Source organism: Sphingomonas sp. R86521 (assembly GCF_042466235.1).
GTDB lineage: Bacteria > Pseudomonadota > Alphaproteobacteria > Sphingomonadales > Sphingomonadaceae > Sphingomonas.
Map to the genome: position 1 here is coordinate 2,925,122 of NZ_JAXHBY010000001.1, position 14,242 is coordinate 2,939,363.

Consider the following 14,242-nt stretch of genomic DNA (forward strand, 5'->3'; position numbering starts at 1 on the left):
CCGCAAATCCTTTGGTCCGTCGCGCCGACGAACACAGTACAAACACACGACTGCCACAGCGAGCCGCTTCGGTCTTTGATTCAGGTCAGCGAATGACGAGGAACGCGAAGATCGCAATCACCAACACCAGCGAGATCGCGAGGATGTAGCGCGTCATGTGCGGGGTTGCCCCCGCACGTGCGTCATCGGTCTCGACGTGAATTCGTTCGTTCGGATCAGACATGACGCATCAACCCCCGACAATCGTTTTGGGTCCGTAACCGATAATCAGGCCGCCGGAATGGTCGCCTGATTGAAGAACAGCGCCTGGCTGATCGCCGCCTTCACCGTCGAACGCTGGAACGGCTTGGTGATCAGGAAGGTCGGTTCGGGACGCTCGCCGGTCAACAGACGCTCGGGGAACGCGGTGATGAAGATCACCGGAACCTCGAACTCGGCCAGGATGTCCTTGACCGCGTCGATGCCCGAACTGTCGTCGGCCAGCTGGATGTCGGCGAGCACCAGGCCCGGACGATCTTCCATCGCCAGACCGACCGCTTCGTCGCGAGTGACCGCGACGCCGGTGACGTCATGTCCCAGGTCACGCACGATCGTCTCGATATCCATCGCGATGATCGGCTCGTCCTCGATGATGAGGACGCGCGCGCGGGTCTGGTTCTCGATCTCGGACAGCGCCTCGGCGACCAGGCTGTCGACCTCGTCTGTGTCGACCTCGATCAGATACGCCGCGTCCTCGGGCGTGAAGCCTTCCATCGCGGTCAGCAGCAGTGCCTGACGCGACAATGGCGTCATCCGGGCGAGGCGTGCGCGCGCAGTGGCTTCATGGCCGCTGGTGTCGCCCTCGTCCGCGATGTCGTCGTAGTTTGCCGACGACCAGATCGCATGGAACATGCGGTACAGGCCAAGCCGCGGATCGACGTCGCGCGGGAATTCCTCCGGCGCCGCGACGATAGCCTCGAGCGTGGCGCGAACATATTTGTCGCCGTGGCTCTGGCTGCCGGTGAGGGCACGGCCATAGCGGCGCAGGAACGGTAGGTGCGGTGCGAGTTGCTGTCCGAGCGACATGGGTAATGAAAACTCCCTGATCCTGTGCGACCACCATGTGTCGGCTGGTTCGCGTCATTGCAATGGTCCCCGCCAAAATCGCGGCGCCAGCGGGCCTGCGATTTTTTCGCGTCGAAAGTGGAACCATCGAGGGGCTATTTGGTTTCACGAACAATCATTTCGCGAAAATGCGGCTGGACGCGGATCGGCGCGGCAGGCATTCGCCAACATATCGAGTGCGTCGTGCAGGGGGAAATCTTGAGTTTTGGCGACGACACACCGACGAATTCCGCAGTGAAGCCGGACAAGAAGCGTAGCGACAAGGACCAGCAGATGGGGTCCGCGCTGCGATCGGTATACCAGAAGACGGTCGACGAAGCGGTGCCCGACGAGATGATGGCACTCCTCGGCAAGCTGGACTGACGGCGGGCCTTATGGCCTCGCCGCCCCCAATCCCCTCCGAACCCACCCCAATTCCGAACGCAGCGCGTTGCAGTTTCCTGCAGGCGTCGTTCGATGCGATGGGTCGCCTGCCCACCGGCGCAAAACTGTTCCTCATCCTCAGTGCGGCGCTGTTGCCACTGGCGCTGATCGCGGTCTTCGCGACGTTGCAGACCACGCGCCTGGCTGATTCAGAAGCGCGGGCGCGATTGCGCGTGACTGCCAACGAAAGCGCACGCGCGATCGCGATCGAACTGATCGGTGACATGACCGCTCTTAGGGTTGCGGTGAACGCGCTGGGGTCCGATCCCGCCGACGCACCATCCTGCGCGCGTGCCCAGGGTGTGTTCGCGCAGCAATCGTCGGCGGGAACGCGGTTCGTGATCGCCGATCGCAGCGGCCGCGTGTTGTGCGGCGAATCGCTGCCCGATCCGGTCGCGTTGCGATCGAACGACATGCCGGTGGCAGCGGCGATCCTGCCGGGTCGTGGTTTGGTGCTGGCAATTTCCGGGCCTCGCGGCGATACCTCGGCCCGCGCGTATTTCCCGCGGCCCTTCCTCGAAAAGATCGGCAGCCCGTCCAGTCACGCGCTGACCTTCAGCAGCGCGCTGGTGCTGGGCGAGGACATGCTGGTGCTCGAGAACATCCCCGACGAGCAACCGCTCGACCGGCTGGAGACGATGCGGACCGATCTCGGCGTGGCTGGCCTCGCACTGCGCACCAGCGTCCGCAGTGCGCCGATCACGTCGTCGCTGGTCATCGCGATGCTGCTGCCGTTGCTGATGTGGCTCGCGGCCGCCAGCATCGCGTGGTTCGTCGTCGACCATCTGCTGATTCGCCCCCTGCGCCAGTTGCGCGGCAGCGTGGCCGCGTTCCAGCCGGGCGAAGAGATTGATCCGGGCAGCGTCCGCACGCTCCCTGCCCAGGAGATTCGCGAACTCGGCGAGACCTTCCAGGCGATTAGCCGGACCGTCGCGCTGCATGAAGCCGGGCTCGCCGAGGGGCTGGTGCGCCAGACCAAGCTGACCCGCGAAGTCCATCACCGCGTGAAGAACAATCTCCAGGTGATCTCCAGCCTGATCAATTTCCACGCCCGCAGCGCGAAGAGTGCGGATGCGACCGACGCCTATTCGTCGATCCAGCGGCGCGTCGATGCGCTGGCGGTGGTCCACCGCAACCATTTCGCCGAGATGGAAGAGAATCGCGGGCTGAACCTGCGCACGATGATCGGGGAACTCGCGGCCAATATCCGCGCCACCGCGCCGGATCGCTCGCACGGGATGGGCATCACGCTCGATGTCGGGCCATTCCTCGTCAACCAGGACGTCGCCGTCGCGATCGCGTTCCTGGTCACGGAGACCATCGAACTCGCGATGACTTGCGATCCGACCGCGCAAATCCGGCTGGTGGTGAAGCCTTGCGACGATCCCAAACGCGCTCTGTTGAGGGTGGTCTCACGTGCGCTGGTCGAGAGCGACGCGCTGCGCGACGCGGCGACGCGCTATGGGCGTGTGATGGAAGGCCTGTCGCGCCAGCTGCGGTCGCCGTTGCATCACGATCCGCTTGCCGGCGCGTACGAGATCGCGTTTGCGATCACCGGTTCCGACTAACCGACGGCGTAATCGCAGGCGTTACAGGCCGGCATTCGACCTTGATCCTGCGGTATTGGAAAAAAGTTCAAACTCGGCGGAACTGACTTCACCGCTTGCCGTTTTACTCTTCGGATGGCGACTTTATGCCCCCCCGCTCTCGTCATCCAAGTCATAAGGCCCGGAAGTTTCCACCCTTCCCCCCCCCGGTGGTGCTTCCGGGCCTTTATCCCTTCTCTACATCTCGCCGACCGTTCCGAACACGGAACGAAAGCTGCGATCGATCATTGGGAAGGCGGCATTCAAGCCCGTTCAGGAGATAGTATCATGCGTAAGTTGGTTGGATTGGCGTTTGTCGCCGGCGCGCTGATGGTCTCGGCTTGCAACACGGTCGAAGGCGCTGGCAAGGATGTCAGCTCGGCCGGAAAGACCGTTGCCAAGACGGCTCACGACGCCAAGTAAACCGCTCTTCTGCGGATACCGAACGGGCCCCGGTGCAGACGCACCGGGGCCCGTTTTGGTTTGGACTGCGTAGCGGCTCGACGTGGCGCCGCTGCGGCCAGCGTCAGATCTCGACGATCTCGGTACTCGCGGCCTTGGCCCGGCTGCGCTCGGTGAACCAGATACCGATCAGCGCCAGTTCGTACAGGATCACCAGCGGGATCGCGAGCAACAGCTGCGATCCGATGTCCGGCGGGGTCAGCACCGCGGCGATCGCGAACGCCGCGACGATCGCATAGCGACGCGCCCCGATCAGCTGTTTCCGCGTGACGATCCCGGCGCGCTCCAGCAGCATCAGCAGCACCGGCAGCAGGAACGCGATGCCGAAGCCGAACAGGAACTGCATGATGAACGACAAATAATTGCCGATCCCGGGCAGCGCCTCGCGCTTCACCCCGCCGACGACGCCGTCAAAGCCGAGCAGGAAGTGCAGCGCCATCGGCACCGCGATGTAATAGGCCATCGCCGCGCCCATCAGGAACAGCACCGGGGTCGCCAGGATGAACGGCAACAGCGCGCGCTTCTCCTTCTTGTACAGCCCCGGCGCGACGAACTGCCACAGCTGGTTCGCGATCACCGGGAACGACAACATCATCGCGGCGAAGAACGCGACCTTGATCTGGACGAAGAACGCCTCGAAAATCTCGGTATAGATTACCGTGTTCTGCCCGGCGATCAGCAGCGGGTGGACCAGGAAGCCGAAGATATCCTCGGCGAAATACATCGCCACCGCGAACGTCACGACCAACGCCGCGATGCAATACAGCAGGCGCCGGCGCAGCTCGATCAGATGGTCGAGCAAGGGTGCGCGGCTGTCGTCGATCTCGCTCATGACTGTGCGATACCCTTGTCGTGCGCAGGGTCATGTGGGGGCGTTTCGTCCACCGGCCTGGCGTGCGCATCGGGATGCCCCGCCCCGTCGAACAGGTCCGGCGCGTGCGCGGGCGTCTCAACAGGCTTAGGGTCGGCAGGCTTGGGGTCGGCGGGAACGACGACCGGCTTGTCGACCGTCACCACCGCGCCTTCGCCGTCTTCCGTCGACGGATGAGCGGCGTCGGCGACCGGATGCGTATCAGCGTCGGAGGTCTGCGGATGCTCGCGCATGATCCGCTCGTTCTCGCTGGCCCAGCGCTTTTCCATTTCCTCGAGCTCCGCCTCGCGGACCATCGAATCGAAACCCGAGCGGAACTGCCGCGCGACGCCGCGCGCCTTGCCGACCCAATAGCCGACGACGCGCATCGCCTTTGGCAGATCCTTCGGTCCGATCACGACGAGCGCGACGAAACCCACGAGCAACAGCTCGGATGGCGCGATATCGAACATTCAGCCGCGCCTGTCCTGGTACGTCAACGAAGGTCCTAGCGGTCTTCGCGGACGCGATTGCCGTCGCGATCGAACGCGGGATCGGCGGTCTTCTGCGCTTCGATACGCGCGGCGGGCTTGCCGGCATCCTCGTCGGGCTCGGCCATGCCCTTCTTGAAGTTCTTCACGCCCTTGGCGACGTCGCCCATCAGGCTGGAGAATCGGCCGCCGCCAAGCAGAAGGATCGCAACGACTGCAAGCACGAGTAAGTGAATCGGGCTGAAACCGCCCATGGCAATTCTCCTGGAAACTCCGTTCTATCTAGTCCTCTTCGCCAGGGTTTTCCACCTCCAGTTGCTCAAAGGCGAGATCGACCGGATCGAGCAGCCCGGCGGCGCGCAGATCGTCGAGTCCGGGCAGATCGCGCCGGCTCGCCAGACCGAAATGAACGAGGAATTCCGGACTGGTCGCATAGGTCAGCGGCCGCCCCGGAACCTCGCGCCGACCGGCGGGGCGCACCCACCCCGCCTCCATCAGCACGTCGATTGTACCCTTCGATATCTGCACGCCGCGGATCGACTCGATCTCGGCACGCGTAACCGGTTCGTGATAGGCGATGATCGCCAGCGTTTCGATCCCCGCGCGGCTCAGCTTCCGGGTCTCGGCGCGGACGCGGCGCAGCATGTGCGCCATGTCGGGCGCGGTCTGGAACTGCCAGCGGTCGCCGCGGCGGACGATGCCGATGCCGCGGCCGGCATAGTCCCCGGCGATCCGGTCGAGCGCGGCACGGACGTCGCCGCTCCCGACATGCGCGCGAATCGCCTCGATGGTCAGCGGGGTCTCGGCGGCGAACAGCACCGCTTCGACCGCCCGCGTGAAATCGTCGGGCGGGGTCACGTCGAGCGGCATCACAGGCCGCGCAGATAGAGCGGCGCGAACGGTCCGGCCTGGCGCAGTTCGACCCGGCCCTGCCGTGCGAGTTCGAGAGCCGCGACGAAGCTCGACGCCAGCGCCGACCGCCGCAGCGCCTCACCCGCGTCGGGCAGGAAGCTTTCGATCACGCTCCAGTCGATGCGCTCGCCGAGCAGCGTCGAGACCCGGTACAGCGCCGCCTCCAGCGTCATCACCGCACGGTCCGCGACGACGTGCATCACCGGCCGCGTCCGCGCGGTGACGCGTCCATAGGCGGCGATCAGGTCGTAGATTTCGACGCTCCACTGCGCGGTGCGGACGGTGCGCAATCCCTCGGGTGCGCCGCGCGCGAAGACGTCGCGGCCGGTGCGGTCGCGCGCCACAAGCCGGGCACCTGCTTCGCGCATCGCCCCCAGCCGGGCGAGACGAAGCTGCAGCCTTACCGCGAGTTCCTCGGGGTCCGGGTCCGCCTGCGGATCGCGGGGCAGCAACAGCGCCGACTTCAGATAGGCGAGCCATGCCGCCATCACCAGATAATCGGCCGCCAGCTCCAGCTTCAGCGCGCGCGCCTGATCGACATAGGCCAGATACTGTTCGACCAGCGCGAGGATCGAGATCGCGCGCAGATCGACCTTCTGCCCGCGCGCGAGCGACAGCAACAGGTCGAGCGGCCCCTCCCACCCGTCCAGTTCCAGCGTCAGCGTGTCGTCGGCAGCCATCCGGCCAGCCTAGCGGTCAGCTGGCCGCCATCAAGGCATCACGTCGCGCGATCAATTCCGCGAAGTCGCCCGTGGGGGCGCCGACACTGGCCATCGCGCGGTCGAGTCGGGCGCGCGATGCCGGGGCGATGTCGTCCAGCCGCGCGACGATCTCAAGCATTTGGGCCATGTTGGCGTGGCAATCGAGGACCAGGTCGCATCCCGCGGCGATCGCGCCTGCCGCCTTGTCGCCCGCCGAGCCCGACAATGCCTTCATGTCGATATCGTCGGTCATCAGCAGGCCGTCGAACCCGATCCGACCGCGGATGATGTCGGCGATGACCGTCGGCGACAGCGTCGCGGGGCGGTCGGCGTCCCAGGCCTCGAAGACGATATGCGAGGTCATGCCCATCGGGGCGGCGTTCAGCGTGCGGAACGGTTCGATATCGATCTGGAGCTCGGCATCGCTGGCGGCGACGGTCGGGAGTAGATGATGCGAATCGACCTGCGCGCGGCCGTGGCCCGGCATGTGCTTGACGACGCCGACGACGCCCCCCGCGGCCAGCCCTTCCAGCGTCGCGCGACCCATCGCCGCGACTCGCATCGGCTCGGACCCGAACGCGCGGATCGTGATCGCGTCGGTGGTGTCGGGCTGCGCGACGTCGAGCAGCGGCGCGCAATCGACGGTGATCCCGACCTCGGCGAGCATCAGGCCGAGGGCTTGCGCGTTGGCGCGCACCGCCTGTATCGCGGTCATCGGCGCGCGCTCGTACAGCGCGTCGAATTGGGGGCCGGCGGGGAAGTCGGGCCATTCCGGCGGCCCCATCCGCGCGACGCGGCCGCCCTCCTGATCGATCAGGATCGCGAGATCTTCGCGGCCCGCGACGGCGCGGAGCGAGTCTGTCAGGGCATGGAGTTGTGCGCGGTCGACGACGTTGCGCTTGAACAGGATGTAGCCGGCGGGTTCGACATCCGCGAAGAACGCGCGTTCTTCGGCGGTCAGGGTCGGGCCGGAGAGGCCGAAGATGACGGGTTTCATGGCGCGGGGGTGTAGCCGGACGCTTTCCAGCCGTCACCCTGAACGTGCCTCTCAACAACTTGTTCTCCCGCGAAAGCGGGAGCCCAGAGTTACGCGCGATGTCGCTGCTTGACCCTGGGCTCCCGCGTTCGCGGGAGAACCGGGAAGGCTAGCTCAGCGCGCTAGGTCAGCTCGCGACGAAACACGTCTCGCCAGCGACGCGCAGCCGGCCGCAGATATCCGCTGCCTGGTTCGCGCTGCCCGCGTTCACGCGCAGCCGGTACAGCGTCTTGCCACCGGTCGCGACCGGCTGGACCGACTTGCCGAGTGCCGCGACATAGGCGAATTGCTTCGAGAACCGATCCCAGGCGGCGTTGGCGACTGCCTCGCTCGGGAATGCGCCGAGCTGGACCAGCGACCCGGCCACCACGGCGTTCGTGCCACCCGGGCGCGATGCGGCCACCGGTGCGGTCGCGATCAGGCGTCCGCCCGAAGCCGGCACCTGCGCTACGGCGTTGCGACCGGTCGCATCCTTTGCCGCCACCGGCTTGGCATGCTGGCCGGCAACCGGGGTTTCCGGCACGCCGCGCAGGTCGATCGCGCCGTTGCCCGCGCCCTTGCCGGCGCTGGTGGCGATCGCGCTGTTGCCTTCGCCGTCGACCTTCAGGCCGCCTGGATCCTGCGGCTTGACCTTGTAGTCGCCCTCCTGCGCGGCGATCAGCTGGCCGTCGCCGGCGGGCTGGCGATGCTGCAGCGAATAGATGCCGAAGATGATTGCGGCGAGCACGCCCAGACCGAGCACGACCAGCGCCACGACTCGGCCGATCCCGACCGATTCGTCCTCGTCGGGCTCGACCGTTTCCAGCCAGGGAAGCCGGTCTTCCTCGCGCAGATCCATGTCGTCGGCCATCACTTCATCTCCGATACCGCTTCGACACCCATGATGCCCAAGCCGTTGCGAATAATCTGCCCTATTGCGTCCGCCAAGAAAAGACGTGCCGCAGTCGCACCCGGATCCTCGACGACCAGGAAACGCCGGTCGGGACGATCGTTGCCGACATTCCACAACGCATGGAACGCCGCCGCCAAGTCATAGAGATAGAACGCGATACGGTGTGGTTCGCGTGCCGTGGCGGCGGTCTCCACGGTCCGCGGGAACTGCGCTGCGAGCTGGACCAGCGCCAGTTCGTCCGTATCAAGCCGGGACAGGTCCGCCGAAATCTCTGCGATTCCCGCCTCCGCCGCGCGCCGGTGCAGCGACGCGATCCGCGCATGGGCATATTGGACGTAGAATACCGGGTTGTCCTTCGACGCCTCGACCACCTTGGCGAAGTCGAAATCCATCTGCGCGTCGGACCGCCGCGTCAGCATCGTGAAGCGGACGACGTCCTTGCCGACTTCGCGGACGACGTCGGCCAGCGTGACGAAATTGCCCGAGCGCTTGGACATCTTCACCGGCTCGCCGGCGCGCAGCAGGCGCACCATCTGCACCAGCTTGACGTCGAACCGGGTTTTGCCGCCGGTCAGCGCCGCGACCGCCGCGACGATCCGCTTCACGGTGCCGCCGTGATCCGCGCCCCAGATATCGATCAGCTGGTCGGCGGTCTGGCTCTTCTGGAAGTGATAGGCGAGATCGGCGCCGAAGTAGGTCCACGACCCGTTCGACTTCTTGATCGGCCGATCCTGGTCGTCGCCGAACTGCGTCGAGCGGAACAGCGGCAGCTCGACCGGCTCCCAATCGTCCGCCATCTCGCCCTTGGGCGCTTCGAGCACGCCGTCATAGACCAGGTCGCGCGACCGCAGCTCGGCCTCGGCAGCCTCGGGCTTGCCGAGCGCCTGCAGTTCGGCCTCGGACGAGAATATCTCGTGTTCGATACCGAGCAGCGCCAGATCGGCGCGGATCATCACCATCATCGCCGCGACCGCGCGGGTGCGGAAGGTGACGAGCCATTCGCTTTCGGGTGCGTCCACGAAACGATCGCCGAACTCGGTCGCCAGCGCTTGGCCGACCGGGATCAGGTACTCGCCGGGATACAGGCCTTCCGGGATCGTCACGGTCTCGCCCAGCGCTTCGCGGTAGCGCAGGTGAACCGAGCGCGCGAGCACGTCGACCTGGCCACCGGCATCGTTGACGTAATATTCCCGGATCACGCGGTGCCCGGCGAATTCGAGCAATGCGGCCAGCGCATCGCCGACCACTGCGCCGCGGCAATGGCCCATGTGCATCGGCCCGGTCGGGTTGGCCGAGACGTATTCGATGTTGACCGTGATCCCCTGCCCCTGTGTCGAGCGGCCGTAATCGGCCCCCGCCGCGTGCACTGCCGCCAGCTCGCCGCGCCACGCGTCGTCGGTCAGCTTCATGTTGATGAAGCCCGGGCCCGCGACGCTCGCCTCGGCGACGTCGTCCAGCTTGGCCAGTTCGGCGACCAGCGCCTCGGCGAGCGCGCGCGGATTGGTCCTGGCAGGCTTGGCCAGCACCATCGCGGCGTTGGTCGCGAGGTCGCCGTGACTGGCGTCGCGTGGCGGCTCGACGGTAACGTTTTTGCGATCGAGCCCGGCGGGCAGCGTGCCTGCCGCGGTCAGCGTGTCGAGCGCCGCATCGATATGCGCGGCGAAACGGATGTAGAGCGTCATCGGGAGTTCCAGGCGTGGCACGAAAGCGCGTCCCTTAGCCGGTCACCGCAATTTTGAGAAGTGACACCAATTGTGACGGAATGCGTCAGACGCAATCGCGATCGGTGGGTTTGCAATTGCGACTTATGCTGCGCTGCAATAATTTCCTCTTCGGAGACCGGCCCAGCTGATCCGGCTCGACACCTGCACTGTGGAGACATGATCATGCGCAAGACCATCCTTATCCTGACCGCCGCCGCCGCTGCCCTGACCTCGTCGATCGGCATGGCCGCCGAGGGCCGTCAGAGCTTCGTCCACGACGGCAGCACCTATGTCTATACGTCCAGCCATCAGGACGACCGCCAGGTCATCGACGGCCGTCGCTTCCCCTCGGGTGAGGCGTTCCACCTGATCGTCCGCGGCGACCACGTCTCGGGCAAGTCGGGCGGTGTGCCGGTTTCGTTCAAGACCCGCGATGCCAGCGGTGCCGCCGGCGGGATCGCCCCGACCGCGAACTGATTTCGGCTTCTGCTAGCGTACCGTAACGGCGGCCGGGACATTCCCGGCCGCCGTTTTCGTTGGTTCAGAATCCGTCCGGCAGGTCGATCGGCCCAACGATCTCGCGGTAGCGCGAGACCGCATAGCGATCGGTCATTCCGGCGATGAAGTCGGCGATATGCCGGCTGCGATCCGGTTCGGTTTCGGGCAGCCGGTCGCGCCACTCCTCTGGAATCGTTGCGGGGTCGGCGCGATAGGCCGCGAACAGCCCGGCGACGATGCCGTGCGCGGCGCCTGCCGCCTCCAGCTGGCGCGGATGGTGATACAGGTTCGCGTACATGAACCGCTTCAGGTCGCGTTCCTGATCGCGCATCGCATCCGAGAATCCGACCAGGCAGGTTCCCGCAGCCCGCACATCGTCGGCAGTCGCGACACCGCTGGCCGCGATGCGCTGGCGAGTCTCGGCGATCAGGTCGTTCGCCATCGTCCCGATCTGCCCGCGGACGAGTTCGCCCATCAGCCGCTTCGGCGCGACATCCGGGTAGCGCGCGCGCGCCGCATCCCAGCCCTGCGCCACCAGCGGCACCGCCATCAATTGGTCCAGCGTCAGCAACCCCGCGCGAAGACCGTCGTCGATGTCGTGATTGTCGTAGGCGATATCGTCGGCGATCGCCGCGACCTGCGCCTCGAGGCTGGAGAACTGCGTCAGGTCGAGCGGGAACTCCGCGTCCGCCGCCGCCAGCGCCCAGCCCGGATGGCGTACCGGGCCGTTATGCTTGGCGAGTCCCTCCAGCGTTTCCCAGGTCAGGTTGAGCCCGGTCCAGCACGGATAGGGATGCTCGATCGTTATCAGCGTGCGCAGGGTATGGCCGTTGTGATCGAAGCCGCCCTGCCCGCCTTCCTCGACCGAGGGCATCAGCGCTGCCTTCAGCGCGTCTTCGCCGGCATGGCCGAACGGCGGATGGCCGATGTCATGCGCCAGGCACAACGCCTCGGTCAGGTCCTCGTTCAGCGCCAGCGTCCGCGCGATGGTGCGGCCGATCTGCGCGACTTCCAGGCTGTGCGTCAACCGGACGCGGAAATGGTCGCCGTCGGGCGCCATGAACACCTGCGTCTTGTGGCGCAGGCGGCGAAAGCTGATCGAATGGATGATCCGGTCGCGATCACGCTGAAAGGCGTCGCGGGGTCCGCGCGCGGTCCCGTTCTGTTCCTCGTGGAGACGACCTTTGCTGCGCGCCGGGTCCGAAGCCCAGGGCGCGCGGTAACTCATTTCGTCGGCAACCTGGTGACCGCTTGGCCCTCATCGCTGGTGAAGGTGAATGCCGAGACGCCGCTCTTGGCCAGCTGATTGACGAAGCTGCGCGCCTCGGCATCGGTCTTGAACGGTCCCGCCAGCACGCGGTTGGTCGCGCGCAGCGGCGTGGTCCAGCCGCCACGCGCGGCGAACACCGTCGGCGCCTTGGCCTTCACGGCCTTCCACGCCTTGGGCAGATCGCCCGCAGTCGCGCCACCGGCGACCTGGACCCATATCCGCTCGGGATTGGCGCGCGCGATGCGCTTCTCCTCGGCGGCTTCCTTGTCCGCGATCGCCTTTTCAGCGGCGGCGGCCTTCTTCTCGGCGAGCGCCTTCTTGTCGGCAACGGCCTTCTTGTCCGCGGCCTTCTTCGCGACGATCGCTTTTTCCGCGGCCAGCTTCTTGGCGAGGACGGCCTTCGCCGCGGCATCGCGATCGGCCTTTGCCTGCGCCTCGGCGATGACGCGCTGGGCGTCGGGCGACATTATCGCGACGGCAGGCGCCGCACCGGTCGTCGGGTGTGCGACGACCGGCGCGACATCGAGCTCGGACGCCGGGATCGAAAGCCCGGCAACGATCCGCGCCAGGATCGAATCGTCGCCGGTCCGGCCAATAGACTCCGGCGCCGCCGCGACCTCCGCAGCGGGGGTGGGTATAGCGGCCACCGCGACCGGTGCCGGTGTCGCCACGGCCCCTGCCTGCACCGGCGCGACCGTGGTCGGGCGGGAGAAGGTCGCAGATGGCGACACGCTGGGCGCTGCAGTAACCGCGGTCGCGCCGCTCGAAAATCCGGGCGACGGCAAGGGCTGCGCGCTCGCCACGGAGGATGCCCCCGGCGACAGCGGCGTGGCCGGCAGCCCCATGCTCGACGCGCGCGTGACGGGCGCACTGCTCGGCGCGGGCATCGCCGCCATCTGCGCGACCATCGTCGCCGGCAACTGCCCGCTCGCGGTCGTCGGCGGCATCCGCGCCGGGACGGACTGCGCCAGCACGGGCGCGACAGTCCGGGTCTCGGCCTGGGTCTCGGTCCTGGTCGCGCTCTGGGTCTGCACCTGCGCCAGCGTGGTCGGCGCACGATACGCGTATGCCGTCGCTGGAACCGCTGTCCGAGCGGGCGCCTGAGCGACGACCACGGGCGTCGGCGACGACGGGACCGTCACGGGAGCGGTGCGAACCGGCGCCTGCGCAACGACGACCGGTGCCGGCACCGCCTGAACGGTCGATGGCGCGGTACGGACGGCAGCCTGCGCCACCATCACGGGCGACGGCGTCGGCTGGACCGTCCTGGTCGGCGAACCCTGCCTGACCGCCGCCATCTCGACGCGCGACGCCTGCCGCCGGTCGCGCTTCGACGCCTTTTGCGACTTTTGCACGGGCACGACGGTTACCGGCTGTGCCGCGGCCATCATCACCGGCGCGGTCGGATCGGGACCGAGCATCGGCAACGGCGGCACCATCCGCGCATCGACAAGCCGTTCCGGCGACGCGTGGATCTCGCCGAAATGTACCGCAAACGCACGGTCGCCCGCCGGCAGCGACGGCAACCGCGCGAAGAACGGGAGCAAGCCCTGCGCCATCCCCGCCGGCATCATCGTCGTCGCGATCCGCTCGGCCGCCGGCACATCGCCGGTCATCGCCAGGATGAACGCGCGGGCGCGCCACGCGCCGCGATCGGTCTTCTGCAATAGGGGCGCGAGTTGTTTCAGCGCGAGTTCCTGCTTGCCCGAAATGCCCAGCGACAACGCATAGCGCCGCACGGTTTCGTCATCCGGGGTATCGCGCAGCGCGACGCGGTAGTCGCGTTGCGCGCGGTCCTGCTGCCCGACCAGATCATAGGCGAGCGCGCGATCGGCGGCGAAGCGGCGTGGATCGAGACCCAGTGCCTCGGCCTGCGAAAAATAGCGGAGCGCCTCGCCCGGCCGCTCCGAGCGGACGAGGATCGATGCCATCCCCGCCTTGACCCGGCCGTTGCGGGGATCGACCTTTTCCGCGCGCGCGAACAACGCCGCGGCACCGCTCAGGTCGCCGACGTCGATCGACAATTCGCCGGCATGCAGGAGTGCGTCCACATTCTGCGGGCTGCTCGCGAGCTGGCGCATCACGTCGCCGAGGCGATCGGCATCGGTGGTGCCGGGCAGCGCCTGCACGACTTCCTGCGCGGCCACCGCGCACGGGCTGGCCGCGAGCAGCAGCATCGCCGTCAGGGTAAAGGTGAGAGGACGTATCATGGTCGACCGACAGCTAGACGCCAGCGCGCTCCAACCGGCAATGTCACATCTTCACCGTCACGATGAAGCGGGGGAAGCCGGCGACGAATGCGGGACGCGACAAC

16 protein-coding genes are annotated in these 14,242 nt (G+C 66.9%); 4 read left to right on the top strand and 12 right to left on the bottom strand.

Annotated features, from left to right (window positions below; translation table 11 throughout):
• Nucleotides 1–85 precede the first annotated feature (85 nt).
• Nucleotides 86–223: a hypothetical protein gene (locus SJY20_RS13675; RefSeq protein ID WP_380787466.1), complete on the bottom strand. Its 138-nt coding sequence runs from the start codon at nucleotides 221–223 to the stop codon at nucleotides 86–88.
• A gap of 44 nt (nucleotides 224–267) precedes the next feature.
• Nucleotides 268–1,065, bottom strand: a complete 798-nt coding sequence (locus tag SJY20_RS13680; RefSeq protein ID WP_380787467.1) for a response regulator — start codon at nucleotides 1,063–1,065, stop codon at nucleotides 268–270.
• A gap of 237 nt (nucleotides 1,066–1,302) precedes the next feature.
• Between SJY20_RS13680 and SJY20_RS13685 the strand changes: the two genes are divergently transcribed.
• The 3 genes from SJY20_RS13685 to SJY20_RS13695 all read left to right on the top strand — a co-directional run bounded on the left by SJY20_RS13685 (nucleotide 1,303) and on the right by SJY20_RS13695 (nucleotide 3,536).
• Complete coding sequence (locus SJY20_RS13685) at nucleotides 1,303–1,467, top strand: NepR family anti-sigma factor (protein WP_380787468.1); 165 nt, start codon at nucleotides 1,303–1,305, stop codon at nucleotides 1,465–1,467.
• 98 nt (nucleotides 1,468–1,565) lie between these two features.
• Nucleotides 1,566–3,095 carry a sensor histidine kinase gene (locus SJY20_RS13690; RefSeq protein WP_380787469.1) on the top strand — a complete coding sequence of 510 codons (1,530 nt, stop codon included), beginning with the start codon at nucleotides 1,566–1,568 and terminating at the stop codon, nucleotides 3,093–3,095.
• Nucleotides 3,096–3,401: 306 nt separating this feature from the next.
• Nucleotides 3,402–3,536, top strand: coding sequence for an entericidin A/B family lipoprotein (locus SJY20_RS13695; protein ID WP_380787470.1), 135 nt, complete (start codon nucleotides 3,402–3,404; stop codon nucleotides 3,534–3,536).
• A gap of 103 nt (nucleotides 3,537–3,639) precedes the next feature.
• Here the strand turns inward: SJY20_RS13695 and tatC are convergent, their stop codons facing one another.
• The 8 genes from tatC to argS all read right to left on the bottom strand — a co-directional run bounded on the left by tatC (nucleotide 3,640) and on the right by argS (nucleotide 10,139).
• Nucleotides 3,640–4,407, bottom strand: coding sequence for a twin-arginine translocase subunit TatC (tatC, locus tag SJY20_RS13700; RefSeq protein ID WP_380787471.1), 768 nt, complete (start codon nucleotides 4,405–4,407; stop codon nucleotides 3,640–3,642).
• On the bottom strand, nucleotides 4,404–4,898 hold the full coding sequence (gene tatB, locus SJY20_RS13705; RefSeq protein WP_380787472.1) for a Sec-independent protein translocase protein TatB: 495 nt from the start codon (nucleotides 4,896–4,898) through the stop codon (nucleotides 4,404–4,406). Before tatB ends, tatC begins: the two co-directional genes overlap by 4 nt.
• A gap of 35 nt (nucleotides 4,899–4,933) precedes the next feature.
• Nucleotides 4,934–5,170, bottom strand: coding sequence for a Sec-independent protein translocase TatA (locus SJY20_RS13710; RefSeq protein ID WP_380787473.1), 237 nt, complete (start codon nucleotides 5,168–5,170; stop codon nucleotides 4,934–4,936).
• Nucleotides 5,171–5,198: 28 nt separating this feature from the next.
• Nucleotides 5,199–5,786, bottom strand: a complete 588-nt coding sequence (scpB, locus tag SJY20_RS13715; protein ID WP_380788709.1) for an SMC-Scp complex subunit ScpB — start codon at nucleotides 5,784–5,786, stop codon at nucleotides 5,199–5,201.
• Nucleotides 5,786–6,508 (bottom strand): segregation and condensation protein A, encoded by a 723-nt coding sequence (locus SJY20_RS13720; protein ID WP_380787474.1) that lies wholly within the window; start codon nucleotides 6,506–6,508, stop codon nucleotides 5,786–5,788. The genes scpB and SJY20_RS13720 overlap by 1 nt, the downstream gene beginning before the upstream one ends.
• A 16-nt stretch (nucleotides 6,509–6,524) precedes the next feature.
• Nucleotides 6,525–7,526 (bottom strand): glycoside hydrolase family 3 N-terminal domain-containing protein, encoded by a 1,002-nt coding sequence (locus SJY20_RS13725; protein ID WP_380787475.1) that lies wholly within the window; start codon nucleotides 7,524–7,526, stop codon nucleotides 6,525–6,527.
• A gap of 166 nt (nucleotides 7,527–7,692) precedes the next feature.
• Nucleotides 7,693–8,415: an SPOR domain-containing protein gene (locus SJY20_RS13730; RefSeq protein WP_380787476.1), complete on the bottom strand. Its 723-nt coding sequence runs from the start codon at nucleotides 8,413–8,415 to the stop codon at nucleotides 7,693–7,695.
• Nucleotides 8,415–10,139, bottom strand: a complete 1,725-nt coding sequence (gene argS / locus SJY20_RS13735) for an arginine--tRNA ligase (protein ID WP_380787477.1) — start codon at nucleotides 10,137–10,139, stop codon at nucleotides 8,415–8,417. Before argS ends, SJY20_RS13730 begins: the two co-directional genes overlap by 1 nt.
• Nucleotides 10,140–10,343: 204 nt before the next feature.
• Between argS and SJY20_RS13740 the strand changes: the two genes are divergently transcribed.
• Complete coding sequence (locus SJY20_RS13740; protein WP_380787478.1) at nucleotides 10,344–10,637, top strand: hypothetical protein; 294 nt, start codon at nucleotides 10,344–10,346, stop codon at nucleotides 10,635–10,637.
• A gap of 64 nt (nucleotides 10,638–10,701) precedes the next feature.
• On the opposite strand, the gene SJY20_RS13745 is transcribed toward SJY20_RS13740, so the two are convergent.
• Both SJY20_RS13745 and SJY20_RS13750 read right to left on the bottom strand, forming a co-directional pair.
• Entirely contained in the window at nucleotides 10,702–11,886 is a 1,185-nt protein-coding gene (locus tag SJY20_RS13745; RefSeq protein WP_380787479.1) for a deoxyguanosinetriphosphate triphosphohydrolase, read from the bottom strand.
• Nucleotides 11,883–14,138, bottom strand: coding sequence for an SPOR domain-containing protein (locus tag SJY20_RS13750; protein WP_380787480.1), 2,256 nt, complete (start codon nucleotides 14,136–14,138; stop codon nucleotides 11,883–11,885). The genes SJY20_RS13745 and SJY20_RS13750 overlap by 4 nt, the downstream gene beginning before the upstream one ends.
• Nucleotides 14,139–14,242: the final 104 nt, after the last annotated feature.

Coding starts and splice junctions, on each gene's coding strand:
- SJY20_RS13745 (WP_380787479.1), bottom strand. CDS start 11,886: ATGAGTTACCGCGCGCCCTGGGCTTCGGACCCGGCGCGCAGCAAAGGT.
- SJY20_RS13680 (WP_380787467.1), bottom strand. CDS start 1,065: ATGTCGCTCGGACAGCAACTCGCACCGCACCTACCGTTCCTGCGCCGC.
- SJY20_RS13730 (WP_380787476.1), bottom strand. CDS start 8,415: ATGGCCGACGACATGGATCTGCGCGAGGAAGACCGGCTTCCCTGGCTG.
- SJY20_RS13710 (WP_380787473.1), bottom strand. CDS start 5,170: ATGGGCGGTTTCAGCCCGATTCACTTACTCGTGCTTGCAGTCGTTGCG.
- SJY20_RS13690 (WP_380787469.1), top strand. CDS start 1,566: ATGGGTCGCCTGCCCACCGGCGCAAAACTGTTCCTCATCCTCAGTGCG.
- SJY20_RS13695 (WP_380787470.1), top strand. CDS start 3,402: ATGCGTAAGTTGGTTGGATTGGCGTTTGTCGCCGGCGCGCTGATGGTC.
- SJY20_RS13725 (WP_380787475.1), bottom strand. CDS start 7,526: ATGAAACCCGTCATCTTCGGCCTCTCCGGCCCGACCCTGACCGCCGAA.
- argS (WP_380787477.1), bottom strand. CDS start 10,139: ATGACGCTCTACATCCGTTTCGCCGCGCATATCGATGCGGCGCTCGAC.
- tatB (WP_380787472.1), bottom strand. CDS start 4,898: ATGTTCGATATCGCGCCATCCGAGCTGTTGCTCGTGGGTTTCGTCGCG.
- SJY20_RS13750 (WP_380787480.1), bottom strand. CDS start 14,138: ATGATACGTCCTCTCACCTTTACCCTGACGGCGATGCTGCTGCTCGCG.
- scpB (WP_380788709.1), bottom strand. CDS start 5,786: ATGCCGCTCGACGTGACCCCGCCCGACGATTTCACGCGGGCGGTCGAA.
- SJY20_RS13740 (WP_380787478.1), top strand. CDS start 10,344: ATGCGCAAGACCATCCTTATCCTGACCGCCGCCGCCGCTGCCCTGACC.
- tatC (WP_380787471.1), bottom strand. CDS start 4,407: ATGAGCGAGATCGACGACAGCCGCGCACCCTTGCTCGACCATCTGATC.
- SJY20_RS13720 (WP_380787474.1), bottom strand. CDS start 6,508: ATGGCTGCCGACGACACGCTGACGCTGGAACTGGACGGGTGGGAGGGG.
- SJY20_RS13675 (WP_380787466.1), bottom strand. CDS start 223: ATGTCTGATCCGAACGAACGAATTCACGTCGAGACCGATGACGCACGT.